The organism is Winogradskyella helgolandensis, from assembly GCF_013404085.1.
GTDB classification, from domain to species: domain Bacteria; phylum Bacteroidota; class Bacteroidia; order Flavobacteriales; family Flavobacteriaceae; genus Winogradskyella; species Winogradskyella helgolandensis.
Map to the genome: position 1 here is coordinate 364831 of NZ_JABFHO010000001.1, position 18385 is coordinate 383215.

Below are 18385 nucleotides of genomic sequence, written 5' to 3' on the forward strand. Positions count from 1 at the left end.
TAGGCTTTAAAATGAAGGAAACCTCAAATAAATACTTAATTGCAGCCCTACTTTTAGGATTGGCTTTTCATGGCAGCTCCATATTTTTTACTTTGGAAACTACTTATGATGCCTTAATCCATTTGTTCTTTGCAGACCATTATGCACATAGTTGGTTTGAACCTTGGAACTACGAATGGTATACGGGTTTTACAGTGCAAAGCTATCCGCCATTAGTACATCAATCTATTGCCTTACTTTCTATGATTGGTGGCTTAAAGTTTGGAATGTTTAGTGTCGCCTTAATTGCAATAGTCTTATTTATTACTGGTGCTTATCGCTTTTCATTACTCATGACGGGGAACAAAACCGTAGCGGGTTATGCCGCTCTTTTGGCTGTATTCTCATCTTCTTTTGTAGAAACCCTTCATATTTTTGGGCAATTGCCTAGTATTGTTGGTGTCTCGGTGTTAATGCATGCCTTACCCGAAATTTATTTATGGTTAACAACGGGCAAAAAATGGTATTTAGCAACCAGTTTGTCACTCATTGCTGTTACCGTAACATCCCACCATGTGACCCCTATTTTTGGGATGGTCTTTTTTATCTTTCCGTTAATAGGTATGGTAATTATGGATGTCTCGAGAGCGCAAGTGAACTCTATGAAAGAGGTCACCTTCAAACTCTTTTTAAATAGCTTTTTCAAACTTTTTAAACGGATTGTAAGCTTCGGCATGTTGTCTTTGGTTTTAATTATTGGTTGTATTTTTCCGTATTGGTTAAACTCAAAAGCCAATCCTATAACGCAAGTTCCGATTCCGCATGGTTCTCGCGATAATTTTTTAGAAATCACTTCTTCAGGACTCGTGTTCTTTTTAATTCCTTGGGGAATATTGTTAGTCTTATTACCTTATATCTTTTACAGATATTACAGCAAACGCTATCTGTTTTTTGGTTTATCAGTTACCATTTGTACCATTTTAGGTACTGGTGGCACCACGCCTATTCCTTTAAAGATGTTAGGCGAAACCGCTTTTAATATTTTGACTTTAGACCGATTTACACTTTGGGCGTCTATTCTATCTATCCCTTTAATGGGTGAATTTACCTATCGCTTTGTTGAAGGTGATTTAAAAGAATTGATTCAGTCTAAATTTGGCGCGGTATATCACCGAATTATTGGTGGTATTTTAGCCGGATTAGCTGTATTTATGGTGGTGTTTACCATGAGCTTAAATTACTTCAGGCCATCGCAACCACAGAAAATTGAGATGTTACCTATTGTGAATTTCTTAAACCAAGATGACCATGATAAATGGCGTTTTTTAACCTTAGGTTTTGGCGACCAAATGGCTTGGCTTAGTGCACAAACCAATGCCATGACAGTAGATGGTAACTACCACTCAGCAAGACGATTACCAGAACTCACCACTCGACCTATTGAACGTTTAGAGAACTCGAAGTTTAAAGGCGTAGCCGGCATTGGGTCCCTACAACAATTTTTAACGACGCCTGAAAAATACAATCTCAAATACATTTTTTCTAACGATAAGTTTTACGACCCGATCCTCTACTTCTGTGGTTGGCAACGGTTACGCCAATTAGAAAACGGCATCATGGTTTGGGAACGGCTTAATATTCCGCCAGTATCCTCTATTTTACCCAAAGAAGATGTGGCTAAATGGCTTAAAATTCATTGGGGCATTGTGCCATTTTTAACCGTATTAATCGCTTTTATGTTAAACATACAAATGCTATGGGTAAACATGCTAAAAACGCGCTTTAAACCTATTCCAGATTTTTTAAAATACTCGGTGAGCTACCATAAATTTAACAGGAACGTTCTGCGTGTCACGCATATTTGGTCGGTGTTTTTGGCGATTATATTATGTTATGGCCTCTATATATTCTACCTTAAAAATGACTCACAACGCAGTCCTGAAAATGCCATTATCGCCTATTATGACGCTTTAGATTATAAGGAATTTGAAAAAGCTCACCAATTGATAGATCCCAATAGTAATTTGCCAATTGCACAGTATATGTTGGAAATTTCGGTGACGGATGGTTTATTAAGCAGTTATGCTAAAATGGATGCCATTGAAACAGAAATCACTCAACTTAACGATAGTACGGCTTCTGCAAAAGTGACCACCCAATGGATAACACCCTTAGAAAAAATTGAAAAGATAGATTATAAAACCCTATCTAAACATCGTAAAAAATGGTATTTACACCCCGACGATTTAAATAACGATTTACCACCAGACCAATTGTACTCGGCTAATGCTACTAAATATTTTAATCAAGGGCGACGCCGTATTACCACCGAACAAACCCATCACGAAGACATTTTAAAACAACCAGTTTTAGAAGTCGTTTCGGCTAAATTGGTGCAATACGATGGGCATTATGCCATTATTGGTGAAGTTCAAAATATAGATATTGTGCCAGCAGACGTGATTTTAAAAGGCACCTTATATAACGACGATAATAAAGAACTGGCGACTTACAATGCTAAATACCATATGAAACATAAGTTGATGCCTAAAGAGTCGACCAGTTTTCGTATTAATTTTGAAGGTATTGCCTGGTCTAAAACACAAGATTCTATTCCAGATACGTTTAATCCAGATGAATTTACACCTATAGAGTTTGAAGAACAACCTACCAAATTTAACTTACAAGCGGCTGGAAATGTCTCTGGTTCCGATTTATATAAGAGTGTCGTATTAAGCGCTATCAATATTAAAGATAGAACTGTAAGCGGAAACTTATTTAATAGCGGCATTCAAGAAATTACGATACCTCAGCTATTAATTACGTATTACGATGAGCAGAAAAACATGCTTTGGGTAGACCATGCTTTTATAAAAGAAGGTGTACGACAACAACGGAAACAAGATTTTGAATATCCGATATTGCATGCAGGTAAAGTGACATTGATAAATGATGATATGACTAATATTTTTGTCAATGGCTTACCCAACGCTGCTATTGCTAGTAAAATAGTACCCAATAGAATTGACAATCATTCGGCATCGCAATTACAAAAAATTGAACATCCCGATTTTAGTTATATTAAAATAGAAATAAACACATATATAGGAAGTCCGAATTAATGCCATTTAAACACACATATTTGTTCCTTTTAGGCTTGATACTATTATCATCTTTTGCTGTTGTACAAGACAGTGAAACGACTCAACCTATCCAATTGATTACCACACAAACCGATTATAACGTTGGTGAAAGTGTTGTTTTAAAATTCTCTATATCGGAAGGCGAACAACCACTACTCTATTGTTCTAACAGTTATGGGTCTACTTTGGTGACTGCCGAATTAAATGCAAATACCCTTCAATATAAAATTCCAGAAAACGTTACTAAAAAGATAGGTGCTGTAAGTTGGAAATTACTAGATAAAACAACGTCGCTATCAGGAACGTTTACCATGAATCCAAAAGCTGAAGTGGCAACTATGGAAACCTATATTGGACCGCCAAGTATAGAAGCTGGTGGTACAGATTATACCATGTTGGTCGTCATTCCTACCGATTCCTTAGACAATCCAGTGCCGACAAATACTTTGGTAAATGCTAAGCATCAATTTTTAGCATCAGAAGAAACTACAGACATTTTCACTAAGAATCTAATTGCGTATAAAAACATATATTCTAAACAAGAAAGCGGACGTATGTTAGTGTCTTCAGAAAGTTTAGGCATCAACTCTAAAGAATTCACGATTAATGTTTCTGCTGCCATTCCTACAGATTTTACCATTTCGGCAACACGTCCTCATGCCTATGCCGATGGTAATCAGATTACAACATTTTCAACATCTATTATTAAAGATAAACAGAATAATGTGGTAAGTGATGGTACATTTGTTACGTTTTTTATCACCAATCAAAAACAAAATATTCTAAAAACCACAGGAACAACTATTGATGGTATTGCCCAAGCAAAAATTATTCATCCAGATTATAAAGATGCTTGGACTGTTAAAGCCTACGTCGATGGTATGGCAGAAAGCGAAAGTATTGCATTACAATACAAATCTGTTATTGAAGATTATAATGTAAAATTTTCAGAGCAAAACAGAAGCATTACGGTTGGGCCTTTACAAAGTTTTATGGGACAAATGATTCCGGATGGTTTACATGTAAAACTTCATATCTATAAAGCAAATAAACACATTGAAACTCTGACCAAAACATCATTTAATGGGTATGTCAATTTCAATTTAAAACCCGCTATTTACAGTAATGGCAACTATAATTTCAGTGTAGAAACGGCTGGAATAACAAAACAATTCAACACTAAAAAACTATGGTAGGTCTTAATAAAAACATACTACGTACCATTTTAATTATCTCTTATATTATGGTTATTGCCTTAATTATTTCGGGCCTTAGCGCTGTATTTAGCTACCTCAATACAGGTGCAGACCGAAGCAGCATGTTACATACCGAAATTCAGAAAGTAGAACAATACATGCCTCAACTGGTGTGGGAACCCTTACAAAACGAAGGTCGTCCCATGGATAACGAAAACTTAAATGCTTTACAAAACGATTATTTAGATGCGTGGTATGTAAAACAAATTGCTTATAAAACCAATAAAACAGCAGGCATCAAAGACTATTATACCGATAGTGCACGAAAAAACCTTTTCGATTTTATAGCCTTAAATAAAGCGGAAGACATCACAATTTATGCTACCACTTTAAAGCATCATCCGACTTTAGAATTTTTTAGTGAAGATGGTCAATTAGCCGTAATTACAGATAGAAATGTAGTAGAATACAAACGCGTGTTTAAAGCGGAACAATTGGTTTTGGAAACCACAGAAACTTCGACCTATAAAATGGTGTTTTTACTAGAAGATGGTTTTTGGCGCATTCGGCATTTGGTTAAAGAACACAGTGAACCTTACACGTTTGACACCCAACCAATCAATACGGCTAATTTAGATATTAAAGGTATAAATTACTATCCGCAAGCCAATCCTTGGGATATGTTTGGCGACGATTTTTCGACATCAATCCTATCAAAAGATTTTGACATTATTAAAAATGCTGGACTAAACTCGGTGCGTATTTTTGTACAATACGAAGATTTCGGCAAAGCAAACGTAAAACCCGAAAAACTAGAAAAACTAAAACAAACTTTAGATTTAGCTGAAGCTCATAGTTTAAAAGTTGTCTTAACCTTATTCGATTTTTATGGGGATTATTCGGTGATGGATTGGACATTAAATCAGCATCATGCCGAAGCTATTGTATCGACATTTAAGAACCACAAGGCACTTCTTGCTTGGGACATTAAAAACGAACCCAATTTAGATTTTGAATCGAGAGGTAAACCTAATGTTATTGCGTGGTTAGATAATATGATAGATTTTGTAAAATCTGTAGATGCTTCGCACCCTGTAACCATTGGTTGGTCTAATACCCAAAGCGCACCAATTTTAAAAGATAAAGTTGATATCGTTTCCTTTCATTATTACGAAAATTTAGAGCTCTTAAATGACGCTATAAAAAACCTGAAAACCGAAATCCCGAATAAACCTTTAGTATTGCAGGAATTCGGGCTGTCCTCTTATTCTGGATTATGGAAACCTTATGGAGCTTCAGACGAAGATCAAGCTAATTATCATAAAAAAATACAAGAACATATTGTGGCAAATAATTTGCAATTTATGTCTTGGACACTTTACGACTTTGGTAAAATACCAAAGGAAGTCGTAGGGAGACTTCCTTGGCGCCAAAATGCTCAAAAGCACTTCGGATTTATAGATAAAAATGGAATTAGAAAACCTTCTTTTTTATTTATTACTAATAAGAAGGCTTCTGCGCAGCAGCATTAACATTAGGGAATGTTATGCGTTTTTTATCTATGATATCTTGAAAATTCTGTAAATACATATCTGCAATTTGAGACATTGGATGCGCTGTTGCAGCATCGTAATTAATTTTAGAAAGCTTAACTCTATATGCTTCATCCGTTACTATCGCTTCTATAGCAGACGCTAAACTTTCAACACTTGTAGGTTCAAAAAACTCACCTCGATAACCTTCGTCTTTTACTAATAAGGCTAAGTCACCTAAATCTGGCATGACTACGGCTTTACCATAACTTCCGGCTTGATGCAACACACCTGAGCTTCCTGTGGTAGCCGTATAAGGGAAAACTACCACAGCACTTTCGTTAAATAAGGTTGGGACTTCATGTTCTTCAACATAACCCGTAAAACGGACTTGAGGCACATGCTTATAATCTTCTTCTACTTTAGCTAAATATCCTGGTACATTTGGGTTATCTGTTCCGGCAATTACCACTTCTAAATCTAAACCTGTTTTAGCTCTCACCTTTTCAACAGCTTCAATCATACCTTCTACTTTTTTGTAGGTTCCAAATTTTCCGAAAGTCATAATTTGTAATGGTCCTTTTGGTAACCTATAATTTGGTTCTTCTGGTATTTCAAAGGTGCCGTGTGGAATTAATTTTACATTAGGTGACAAATATTTTATCTCTAAAATATTCACATACTTTTGCATGGTTACTGCAACGATATCAGCTTTTAAAATTAGCTTTGTCAAACTTGTGCCAATAAATCCGTAGATCTTCTGCATGATTTTATTTGAGGTAAACCCTGCACTTCCTAAATCGACTTCCTCTAAAATATTATGTAGTAACACGATGTTAGGAATCTTTTTCAACTTGCATACTAATGGTAACATTAATCCTAAGGCTGCTGCAATCTTTTTGTCACCAAACTTCATAAACTGTAGATTGAATAATACAGCGTCTGGCTTTGTGGTATTGATGGCTTTTGTTACTGAAAACAAATTTTTGTAGCTATTAAACGACCAGCATTCTTTTATAGTAATCTTACAACCTTCTTCCGTAAATTCTATATCCTTTGCTCCTTCAGTTCTGTCGGTTAATAAGATTAATTCTGTAACAGCTTCCTTTTGTCTAAACTGCTTTACTAAATGATAAGCATACTCGTTTAAAGTGACTTTACTTGGTGGATATGCGGTTACAATTGCTAGTTTCATAATAATGGTATTTTTAAATGTTTTAATTAATTACAATGCAAATTTGAGGTTTTATTCGGCAGATTTTTGAGAGTTTCGATAGGGCGACTTTTAGTGTAGACGAATGGAATTAATCCTTAGATAAAGCTTTTTTCTGAGTCGATACTTCAAGCTTAAAAAACCCTAACTGTATGATTAACAACAAAGTCATTGCAACAATTTGCATATGCACTACTTGTTCTAAACTATCATGAAAAAAGATGACTAATAGCATTTGTAGCATACCGAAGACACCAGAAATAATCACTGGCACGTATTTATCTAAAGACAAATAATAATACGCGAAGATGTTAGATATAGCGAACATAGACGTGGCAATGGCATATTTCCATAAAAGTGGTGCCATGGCAATATAGTGCTCACCAAAAAGTATTTTAATTATTAATTCTGGAAAACTTAAACAGGTTAATACAATAATGATAGAGATCACAGCAATGTAACCAACATACTTAAATAAAACGGAAGCCGTTTCTTTGCCTTCTTTTTTCAACTCAACGACAGCTGGCAATAATAACATCACAAACATCCAAGCTATAAAATATACAATACGACCAATTAAGGCTAATGATGCATATAAACCGGCTTCGTAAGATTCAAAATAATGTTTTACTAATAAGATATCACTGTTGTTAATAATGATCTGTGTTAGCTCATAGAACGCTGTTAACAAAAAGAAGTTTTTAATTTGTTTGCTATAATCTTGCGCTAATGGTTTTGTTTTCTTTAGCGTGATGTCTTTCATTTTAAAAGGAAACATTCCAAAAACAAAAGAGATTACAATACCTATAGCAATGACTGCTGATGATTGTATATTAAATAGAAATATTAAACCCAAGGTTATGATCAGTCTACTTAACATTTCACCTTGATAGGTTATCGATAAGGATTTATATGATTTTTTCCCCTGAAAGGCGCCTCTATTCACGCTCATTAAAAAGTAAAGTGGTACACCACAACCAAAAATGATAAACATGGTAGACGATGAGGTATTAAACAAGGCCATTAATTGCGATGAAAACATAATAATCAAGAGTCCTAATAATACGCCAACAACAAAGGCCTGCTGGTACACTTTAGCTATAAAGTTTGTAAACACCGCATTCTCGAACAACACGGAAAATTTTGCCGTCACCAATTGAAACGTCATGGCCATAAAAGAGAGTACCAATAAAAATGTAATGAGCACTGCAGCATCTGCAAATTGTGCTGGTCCTAATACACGACCCAATATAAGATTGTATAGATAGTTACCACCATTAACGGCCAAAACACTGACCATAAATAACTGTTCTGGCGTTAATTTTCTAGACTTGATTAAAGTTAATAATTGCATAATTTTTAATGGTTATTCGTTTAAATCTGACGCAAATATCCAAGGTATTTCCATGTATGTTCTTTATATTTCGATGGATGGCATGTTGCTGTAGATGAATGGAGGACATATGCGCCGTAACTTGCACTTAGTTAAACAAAGAGAAATTATGACTTTGAAATCACTTATTAATGTAGCCTTATTTTTTATCGTATGTAGTGCGTCAGCACAAAACATGCAAGAGGGTTTTACCTATTTAGAAACCGGAAAATACAAGCAGGCCGAAACATTTTTTAATACCATATTAAAGGACTATCCTAATAATAAGACGGCACGTTTGTGTTATGGTCGTGCTATTGGACTGAATGGACAACCCGAAGAAGCCTATACCTTATTCACTGACTTACTTGCGGATTATCCAAATGATTTTGAAGTAAAACTAAATTATGGTGAGTCCTTATTATGGAATAGCAACTTTACCGATGCTAAAGTGTATTACCAAGGTTTAGTGAATGAAGACCCAAAGAGTTTTGCTGCGTTATTAGGTTTTGCCAACACCCTTTCTAACTTAAAAGAATATGAAGCGGCTTTAACCATGGTGAATAACGCTTTAGAAGTTTCACCAGGCAACCCAAATGCTTTAGTCTCTAAAAAGTATATCTATTTAGGCTATGCGTACCAAAACCAACAAGCTCAAAATTATGATAAGGCTGAACTACTTTTAACCAAAAATCTTGAATTATTTGGTGATGATAAAGACACTTTATTAAACTTAGCAAATCTCTATTTAATATGGAATAAACTCGACAGTGCGAAAACCATGTACAACCGTTTGGCTGAACAACCAGAGCATAAAATTATTGCTTTAAACGGTTTGGCTTTAGTAGAACACTTAAATGGTAAAGAAAAGAAAGCTTTAGAATTAAGTACTGAAGCCTATAAGAGTTTAACCGCAACTACAGACAGTAATATTACGCAACAAACCACAGAACGTTATGCACAAGCTTTAATCTGGAATAAAAAATTCAAAGCGGCAACCACTTTAATAGACACTTTAAATACAGAACACTCCAATGAAAATTGGGCATTGGCCTTACGTGCCACTTTAAACATTTATAAAAGTAATTTTAAAGAAAGTTTAAAGGATTACAATACAATCTTGGCTAACGATAGCACGTCGTTTGATGGTAACTTAGGAAAAGCCAACGTGTTAAAAGCCTTAGGATATTATGATGATGCCTATACCTCAGCAGAAAACACCTTAAAATTTTACGACAACCAAAAGGATGCGGTTAACTTTATCAGTAAATTAGATAACAACTTTGCGCCCGTTTTAGAATCTAGCGCATCACATACCTATGATAATGGTGATAACAAAGCCTTCGCTTTTTCTAACGCTGTAGAATTTCCTTTATCTACTAAGTTTAAGCTTTTAGGAAATTACAATTACAGAACTACGAGCAATACTGTAACGGATGTCAGCGCCAATTCTAACAATTTATCCTTAGGGTTAGGTTACCAACTTTTACCAAGTATTACATTTAAGGGTACCGCAGGCATTACCGCTGCAAAAGCAGAAAGCACCGATTACACACAACTGTTGACTGACATTTCTTTTAATATCAAGTCTTTTAAACGTCAGACCTTAGATATTGGTTACAAACGTCAGGTTGAAAGTTTTAATGCCGAATTACTAGATCAAGAATTGGTACAAAACAACTACTACGCTAACTATAACTTAAGTACTAATTTTAACTTAGGTTGGTTTACACAACTCATGCACACGTCACAAAATGACGGGAACAAAAGAAACTTATTATTTACCTCATTGTATTATAACTTACTGCCAAAACCAGCATTAAAAGTGGGTGTGAATTATCAACACATTACGTTTAAAGAACAAGTACCAACCATTTACTTTAGCCCAGAAAAATTTAATGTGTATGAGGTGTTTATGAACGTGATTAAGAATGAAGACAGCTCAAAACCTAAATCATGGTTTTACAATTTAACGGCGGCTTATGGTTACCAATTTATTGAAGACGATGAAAAACAAAGCACGTATCGTTTTCAAGGAGCATTTGGTTATAAATTCTCAGAACGTAGTTTATTAAATGTGTATGGCACCCATAGTAATATTGCCTCTGCAACGGCTGCAGGTTTCACATTTACTGAAGTTGGCTTACGTTTTAAATGGCAGTTTATGAAGTAAGTTGGTTTTGGGAAATGGTTTTGTGTATGGTTAGTTGCCTGATAAATTAACTAATTTAACAAATAAATCATAGATAAACCTGAGCGCAGCGAACTGGCGAAGCAATATTCCGCAGGAATGTTAATAAGTAGGCGTGATCTAGTAATTAATTACACACGGTGTTTTAGTGCATTATTATTCTATTTTATTCTTGAGTTTTTTTATAAATCTATGATTATCATCAAAATAATTTTTTGCGATATTCAATGCTTGATTATATTTTTCAGTTGATAGAGATATGTCTTTTGTACTCCCTTTAATTAGGTCTCCTTCTAAATTTAGTAAAAATGCATCATATATTGTAACTTCTTTATTGAAACAATTTATTTTCGTTAAGCGGGCTTTGTTTAAGAAATCTAAACCTTGGTCATATTTTTCTTCATTTAATTTTAATTCAACAATATTAGAATAACATATAAGTTGATTTACATTCTGTTGTTTGCCATAAAATTCATTGAGCTTTTTTAGTGCAATGGTATATAATGAATCCGCTTTTTTATAATTTTTAAGATGAAATTGATTTGTTGCTAAACCATTGTAAGCAACTCCTAAGTTAGAAGATTTACTTATTCCGAAATTTTTATAGCATTCAATTGTTACTTTAAAAACAGAGTCAGATAGTTTTGTATTAAATCCAATGTTAATATTCCCTAAATCGTTATGAAAAGTTGTAGTCCCTGGGTAATTGCTCTCAAACTCTGACAAAAATTTGATAATCTTTAAGTTAAGATTACTTCTATCATAATTAATATCTAGCTCGTCATTTATTTGGGCTATTTTTAATTCGATTGAATTATTTCGGACTTCTTCATTGTTTTTAGGATTATTAAGAGCTTTTACATAATACTTTTTTGAGTCAATATAATTACCTTTTATAAAATTATAATAACCTAAAAGTTCATCTATAAATGACTGATTATAGCTTTTATTATCAGTTTGAGAAACTAAATCTTGAGTAATTTTTATTTGCTTTTCAAAGTTCTTATAATTTGAGTTTTCAAGTTCTAATGTTAATAATAATAAATTTGAAAAAAATAAACTTAATTTTTTATTTTCTTGCTCAAAACATATGCAAGTTTTTTCAGCAAACTCTAAAGCTTCTTTGATATTCTCTTTCTGTAGAATTCTAGTTTTGTAAAATAAATATTGACAGTCGTTATTTGAAGTAATTTTTTCATATTTTTTTAAATATGTTTTTGCCAATTCCGTGCTATCTGTTATCAAATAATTTTTAATTAATCGAACATAGGTGCTCTTAAATAAATTTATATTATTAATGCTGTCTTGATTTAAGATCGTTAAAGAGGCTTTATTTAGTACTATTGCATCACTGTAATATGAACGTGTATAATAATTATTAGACGCACTTTCTAATATGTAATGATAGTCGATATCAAAAGAATCTTTTACTTTTAAATAATTATCAACTAAATAATCAAGTTCAGAATCATAAGCGTCATAATCTAAAAGTTTATTATATGTTAATAATAGATTATAACGATTCCAATATATATCACCTTCTGTAGATTCTACATATTTAGGTTTAAATTCTTTATGTGTTAAAATACTATCTGCTTTTATATAATTAGATAAGGCATCCTTAAAATCATTTTTATTAAAAAACTCATCTCCATAATCTATATAAGCATCTGACAAAAATTCATATGCACCAGAAAAATCTTGATAATACAAAGTGTCGTAATCTCTCCATTTTTTTCCATATATTATTGCTTCATTGGCTTTAACAATAGCAAGGTCATATTTTTTTAAATTCATAAAGTCTTCATACTCATCAATTTTTTCAAACATTAATAAGTTGTTCGATAAACTAGAATCAGGTTTTAGCATTCTTAATAAGAAATCCCTGTAAGTATTAAAATGAATGCTAGAAAAAGAAAAAAATGAAGTAAAAACAGCTATAACTACAGACCTAAAAAAAATATGTTTAAAGTTTTTGTTAAAATTATTTTTATTGTAAATCCATAATCCAATTAATATAATTGAAAATATGATATTTATAGAGACTAAAATCTTTCTAAATATAGAGACGGGAAGCCATAATGTAAATGTAAAAACACCTAGAGCAGATCCTATAATTATTCCTGCTAATATCTTTAGTTTGTCTTTATCATTTTGATAATTTAAAAAATAAAAGCCACCTAATATGTAGCAAATACTTAGAATAAAGGTGCTAATTAATAGAGGTGTAGTAAAATGATGCCCGAATACTAAAACTCCGAGAAAAAGAAATAGAATAACAATAATTAGAATTTTCTCGCTTTTTTTCATTTTATTCATCTTAAAAGCCAAATTAAAAATTTAGAGGTGTTGGTAAATCGCACTAAACTTTCTTAAACCACCGAACGCAATATTTGCTATATACTGTGCTGTAGACTAGCCCTTTATTTAGTTATATATTCAAATATTATTTTTGGATTTATTGATTCCGATACCGTTTTTTGCTTGATGATTTTTAATCTTTTATCATATTTGATAGTTAACGTATCAAAGTTTTTCCATTTAAAACTCACATCATTTCGATTTACAAAAGGAACATCAACAACGAAGATTGGTTCAGGTATAGCATTGTTATTATTGCAATCAGTTGCATAAATATGCAACGACCTATTCGTGGTTGCATTTCCACTGATTTCAGTCAATTTAATTTTACGCAACCCTTTATAATCACATTCCACTTTCAATACAGTTCCTGTTGGTTCGCCAAAAACATCAAAGTTTGTCATAAAAATAAAAAATCCGATTATTAGAAGTCCAATTAATATCTTTTTTATCAATTTTGAGTGGGTTGTTCGCATGTGTGCAACGTGTTTGTGATAGTTAGCTGCGTGGTTAAGCAACTAATTTAGCAAATAAATCACAGATAGAATATTCCGCAGGAATGTTCGTAAGTCGGCAGTGACCAAGCAATTAATTATACACGGTGTTACCCAACGTTTTTTATTCAGTTACAGAACTCCAATTTTCGCCTGTTTTTATTCTATGTATTTGCATATCAGAAACTCCAAAACGTTTGGCAATCATTTTAAGCCTGTTATTTTTATTTTTTAATTGGCGTTTGATAATTTTTACTTTTCCCGCGTTCAGTTTACCAATATTTTTACTTCTTTTTTTTACAATTTCGTTCCAATCTGGATGGCTGAATTGATGCAATTCCTTTTCTCTTTTCGTAGCCCATTTTAAATTTTCCATTCGATTGTCGGTTTTATCATAATTCAGATGAATAACACAGACTCCGTCATTTTTTTTCAGAAAATGTTCCGCAACAAGTTTGTGTACGTATCTGCTGGTCTGTTTTCCGTTCTTTTTTTGTTTTACTGGTAAATTCTGATATCCGTTTATAAAGTATTTTTTAACCAAAAATTCCTCGTCAGTTTTACAATTTATAATTCTGCCGTAATTTGATATTTTAAATTTTTCATTTTCAGAAATCTTGTCATCAAATACGATCTCTTTCCATTCTTCATTCCAATAATTTCGTATCATTCTCGATGTTTGTCTTAAATGTTGGGTAACGTTGTTGTATATGGTTTGTTGCGTGGTTAAGCAACTAATTTAGTAAACTTTCACGAACCCGTGAATATTCCGCAGGAATATTCGCAAGTAGGGAAGAACATAGCAATTAATTATACACGGTGTTATATGCTGTTTAATCAGTAGTTTATTCAATTTCACAGATATCATAACATAATTTTTTTCCACAAGTACAACTTTCAATCTAATTTGGTTCTTAAAAATTAATAGAATCTTTTACTATAATTAGCACAAATTCTATTTTATTACAATTTATGCTGTCTTTCTTTTAAAAGAAAAAATCAGTAAACCTAACAACAGTATTGCACCAATAATTAAATAATATTTTAAATAACTACTAGTTTCTGTGGTGATATTAAAAGATGAAGTAGTGTTGTCTGTAATTGCTTCTTCCTTTTTTCCGTCTTTGTTTAAATACCAATGATAGTTTTTTTGAGAGTTATTCTGTTCAAACATCATGGTGTTTGAAACTTTACTAATATCTGAACCCTCGAATATTAATGTGTAACGTGTGGCATGGTTATGTTCTTCATTATTCTTTTCAAGAACAACTTTTAATAAATGTAATTGTTTGTCTTTTGTGTCAAAAATTTTTAACTTTTCTTTGGTGTAACGCAAAAATATGTCATTAATTTCTTCTATTGTTTTAGCATTATTATAATTAGAATCGAATGCAATTAAAGCATTTCTAATACTCCATGAAAATTCAGCATGAATTATAGTTTGAGTACCTTCTGTTGTGATATCAAAATAAGCTATATCAGAATCATGTGCATACGTAAAAGGTATACACATGATAAAGAATAAACATGATAAATATAATTTATACATATTTGATTCGTTTTTTAAGATTTTTTTTAATTCCCTGGCCCTTGTTGGAAGTCATCAGAAGGTGTTCCTCTAAAGTATCTTGGGATACTTGGAAAAGAATCACCATCAGTCAATATATAATAAAATGTACCATTAGGAAACTCAGGGGTTACACCTGTTCTTCCATTCGCCTCATCAAGAGTTCCAAGTCCATCAACATACTCGTAATCTGCAGAATATGCACCATTGTACTCAGAGCAAGGTGCCGATACACCATCTCCAGGTCTATCACCTGTTAATAATTCATAACTTGAGGTCATTTCTATAACAGCAGAGCTACTATCATCAGCATCTGTATATGCGTATTTATAATAAATAGGATATCCATCAGCTGCCCATCCAACTTGTACCATTTCAGTTCCGTCTGCATCTGCAACTAAATCATATAATGTTGGTGTACCATGATGATGATATTTACCAGTAGGTTGAACATGCGAGTAGTTACAGTCTAAACCTATAGGAACATTTAATGCTTCTAAATTCCAATCCCAATTTACATCAGGATCCATAACTCCAAGATTACTATGTGGCCAAGGTTCAGCTGCAATAGGGTCTAATTCTACACCGTCTAACAAGATTCCAAAAATATATTCAGGACCATTATTGCCCTCTAGCGAAGTTAAATTTCCCGTAAGTACAGGATTTGTAGTTATTGTATAAGTTTCATTCTGTTCGGTAATATCTCCATTAATAAAGGTCCCTACTAAATGATCAGGAATACTATTAGTTGTGATAATCCTATCAGATCCATCAATACTAATTGATACAGATGAATCAAAAGCTAATTGTGTATCACAAACACCACTTCCTTCTGCCAAGTCTTGTTGAACACAATCAGTAATGTCTGTATCTGTATCCGAGTCATCATCAGTATTACAAGATACCATACCTAAAGATATCACAAAAAATGATAAGACTAATGTAATAAAGCGCATTGATATTAGTTTAATTTTCATAAGTTTATTTTTTAATTATATATATTATTCTTTTAGATGTCCTTTCTCTAAAGAACTTGTGCAAGTTAGTTTTTTTTACATTTTACGAGGTTTTCGTTTTTAAAATGTCTTGTCCTGAAATATGGCTACAGGTTAAAAATTGAATTTACGCTGATAATTGATATACCATATTTGGTGTTTTATAGTCTAAAGATAAATGTAATCTTATTTCGTTGTATAAATTAATTGCATTTTTTGCAGCTCTTTTAGCGTGTGCTACGTTATCAAAGGTCTGGTCGAGATAAAACTCGTCTTTTAAGATACCGTTTACACGCTCAGCCATGGCATTTTCGTAACAATGATTTTCTTCAGTCATACTGATATCTATCTTTTTTCTCTTTAGTATTTGCGTGTATTGATTGCTACAATACTGTATGCCTCTGTCTGAATGATGAATAAGTTGTTTAATGTTTTTGGCTTGATATATGGCCTTATTTAGTGCTCTTACACACCCTTTTAGTTCCAAACTATCACTAAGATCATAACCAACAATTTTCCTAGAATACATATCTGTTATTAAGGCTAGATAACAAAACCCTTTTACGGTTCTGATGTATGTAATATCAGATACCCAAACTTGGTTAGCTCTAGTAACTTCTAAGTCTTTTATAATGTTCTTATATTTATAAAAACGATGATACGAGTTCGTTGTTCTTGCACTAGTTTTCTTTCTAAGTGTTAGCATATTATGTTTTCTAAGGACATTAAATAGCATATCTCTACCAACTTTAATGTTGGCTTTTGTAAACTCATCATCTAATGATTTCATGAGTTTACGTACGCCTTCTCGAGGAAGGGATTTGCGTTTTTTACTGACTATGTTTATAATCTGTTGTTCTAGTTTTAAACGCTTATCAGCTCTAGATTTGTATTTATAATACGCATCACGTTTAAGTCCAAAACAACTTGCTATAGTAGATAAAGAAGCAAATCCCTTAGCTCTATTTCTAGTTTTAATAAAAGCTAGATATTGAGTTTTTTTTTAAGTTGCTGAACATTTTTATATCCTAATTTTTCTGCAGCTACTTCAAGATAAGATTCCTCTACCATTGCATCCAGATCCTTTTTAAGCAGTAGCTTTTTAAGTTTTTCATTCTCTTTTTGCAATGCTTTGATTCTAGATATTTCGTCTTTCGTTTCCACTTTTACTCTGGTGTTCATTAAGTCTTTACGATTATACTTTTTAATCCACTCATTGACTGTTGTAGGTGCAATAGAGTATAGTTTACAAAGTTCGCTCTTTGTGTGTTTTCCGGTTGTAAGTTCCGCTAAAATTTTCAGTTTAAATGGTTCTGAATACCGTCTAATTACTTTGTCATTTTTGTACATAATGTTTAAAATTATGTAGCCTTTATTCAGGACGGGTCAAAATAGCATATAACGGTTTTGTGTATGGTTAGTTACGTGGTTAAGCAACTAAGTTAATAAACATTTACGAACCTGTGAAAATTCCGCAGGAATTTTCGCAAGTAAGCACTTAAAAAGCAATTAATTATACACGGTGTTGGCAAATCGTTTTTTATTACCTTACCCATCTTTGAAATTCGTGATTAGCAATAGTGTCATTTTTATAATCTAACAAAAAATATTCGCTTCCTCCAGACCAACCAGAATAATAATCACTTAAAATGATTTTTGGAATTTGCATTTTAGTGTATTTATCATATGCATTATAAGGTAAATTCATTAGTAAGTCATATATAAAGGAATCGCAGTAGAAAATTGATTCACTTTCCTTTATTTGGTTAAATAAATTTTCTTTTTGTCCTATATGATTTATATAATACACATCTTTTTCACTCTTTTTAATTTGTTTGTCAAGAAAATTAATAACATCTGAGTAACAAAATGAATATTTAATTTCATTCTGATGAATTATAATTTTTTTAGTACAATTTAACTCAAAATTCGAACGTATCTTAGAAGTTAAATTAGGTCCCAAACGATAATTCTTATTATTTTCTTCTAAAGTTGAGCCAAAAGCGAATAATGTATCATTTTTGGAAATAAATTCAATATTGTAAGTTCTGGAATAATCTTTTTTAATATAATCAATCATAGTGCTATCGACTTTCCCATTTCTCTCAATGTAATTCAATGAAGAAGTACAATTCAATTCAATATTTTCATTGTTATTACAACTAAGAAATAGAATTAGTATTATCAATATGTTTGAATGCGATTTTTTCATCAAATGTTTGCCAACAATTAGATATAATCAATTGTCTATATCCTTCTTATATATGCGGTTTTTTTTAATTGTTTCAAATTCATGTAAAATACTAATTTAAATGAAACTTGATTCCTAAATATACCAATAA

The 18385-nt window shown here is 32.4% G+C and carries 14 protein-coding genes; 4 read left to right on the forward strand and 10 right to left on the reverse strand.

Annotated features, from left to right (window positions below; all coding sequences use genetic code 11):
• The first annotated feature begins 11 nt into the window (after positions 1-11).
• The 3 genes from HM992_RS01330 to HM992_RS01340 are packed head-to-tail and all read left to right on the forward strand — an operon-like array spanning position 12 to position 5850.
• Entirely contained in the window at positions 12-3101 is a 3090-nt protein-coding gene (locus tag HM992_RS01330; RefSeq protein ID WP_179318306.1) for a hypothetical protein, read from the forward strand.
• A complete protein-coding gene (locus HM992_RS01335; RefSeq protein ID WP_179318307.1) occupies positions 3101-4318 on the forward strand; it encodes a hypothetical protein in 1218 nt (405 codons plus the stop codon). The genes HM992_RS01330 and HM992_RS01335 overlap by 1 nt, the downstream gene beginning before the upstream one ends.
• On the forward strand, positions 4312-5850 hold the full coding sequence (locus tag HM992_RS01340) for a glycoside hydrolase family 2 TIM barrel-domain containing protein (RefSeq protein ID WP_179318309.1): 1539 nt from the start codon (positions 4312-4314) through the stop codon (positions 5848-5850). Before HM992_RS01335 ends, HM992_RS01340 begins: the two co-directional genes overlap by 7 nt.
• Here the strand turns inward: HM992_RS01340 and HM992_RS01345 are convergent.
• Together HM992_RS01345 and HM992_RS01350 are read right to left on the reverse strand one after the other, a co-directional pair.
• Entirely contained in the window at positions 5819-7045 is a 1227-nt protein-coding gene (locus HM992_RS01345) for a glycosyltransferase (RefSeq protein WP_179318311.1), read from the reverse strand. The genes HM992_RS01340 and HM992_RS01345 overlap by 32 nt on opposite strands.
• Before the next feature lie 109 nt (positions 7046-7154).
• A complete protein-coding gene (locus tag HM992_RS01350) occupies positions 7155-8417 on the reverse strand; it encodes an oligosaccharide flippase family protein (protein ID WP_179318313.1) in 1263 nt (420 codons plus the stop codon).
• Positions 8418-8565: 148 nt separating this feature from the next.
• On the opposite strand from HM992_RS01350, the gene HM992_RS01355 reads away from it, so the two are divergent.
• The gene (locus tag HM992_RS01355; RefSeq protein ID WP_179318315.1) at positions 8566-10608 is read left to right on the forward strand and encodes a tetratricopeptide repeat protein; all 2043 of its coding nucleotides are present in this window, start codon (positions 8566-8568) and stop codon (positions 10606-10608) included.
• A 174-nt stretch (positions 10609-10782) separates the two neighbouring features.
• On the opposite strand, the gene HM992_RS01360 is transcribed toward HM992_RS01355, so the two are convergent.
• The 8 genes from HM992_RS01360 to HM992_RS01395 all read right to left on the reverse strand — a co-directional run bounded on the left by HM992_RS01360 (position 10783) and on the right by HM992_RS01395 (position 18123).
• The gene (locus tag HM992_RS01360) at positions 10783-12945 is read right to left on the reverse strand and encodes a hypothetical protein (RefSeq protein ID WP_179318317.1); all 2163 of its coding nucleotides are present in this window, start codon (positions 12943-12945) and stop codon (positions 10783-10785) included.
• 104 nt (positions 12946-13049) lie between these two features.
• On the reverse strand, positions 13050-13463 hold the full coding sequence (locus HM992_RS01365; protein ID WP_179318319.1) for a hypothetical protein: 414 nt from the start codon (positions 13461-13463) through the stop codon (positions 13050-13052).
• Between the two features lie 142 nt (positions 13464-13605).
• Positions 13606-14151: an HNH endonuclease gene (locus tag HM992_RS01370; RefSeq protein WP_179318321.1), complete on the reverse strand. Its 546-nt coding sequence runs from the start codon at positions 14149-14151 to the stop codon at positions 13606-13608.
• A gap of 300 nt (positions 14152-14451) precedes the next feature.
• Positions 14452-15030, reverse strand: a complete 579-nt coding sequence (locus tag HM992_RS01375; RefSeq protein WP_179318323.1) for a hypothetical protein — start codon at positions 15028-15030, stop codon at positions 14452-14454.
• 26 nt (positions 15031-15056) lie between these two features.
• Positions 15057-16025, reverse strand: a complete 969-nt coding sequence (locus HM992_RS01380) for a YHYH protein (protein WP_179318325.1) — start codon at positions 16023-16025, stop codon at positions 15057-15059.
• 145 nt (positions 16026-16170) lie between these two features.
• Positions 16171-17022, reverse strand: coding sequence for an IS3 family transposase (locus HM992_RS01385; RefSeq protein ID WP_179321011.1), 852 nt, complete (start codon positions 17020-17022; stop codon positions 16171-16173).
• A gap of 5 nt (positions 17023-17027) precedes the next feature.
• Positions 17028-17393 carry a transposase gene (locus HM992_RS01390; protein ID WP_013869214.1) on the reverse strand — a complete coding sequence of 122 codons (366 nt, stop codon included), beginning with the start codon at positions 17391-17393 and terminating at the stop codon, positions 17028-17030.
• Positions 17394-17586: 193 nt separating this feature from the next.
• Complete coding sequence (locus HM992_RS01395; RefSeq protein ID WP_179318327.1) at positions 17587-18123, reverse strand: hypothetical protein; 537 nt, start codon at positions 18121-18123, stop codon at positions 17587-17589.
• Positions 18124-18385 lie beyond the last annotated feature (262 nt).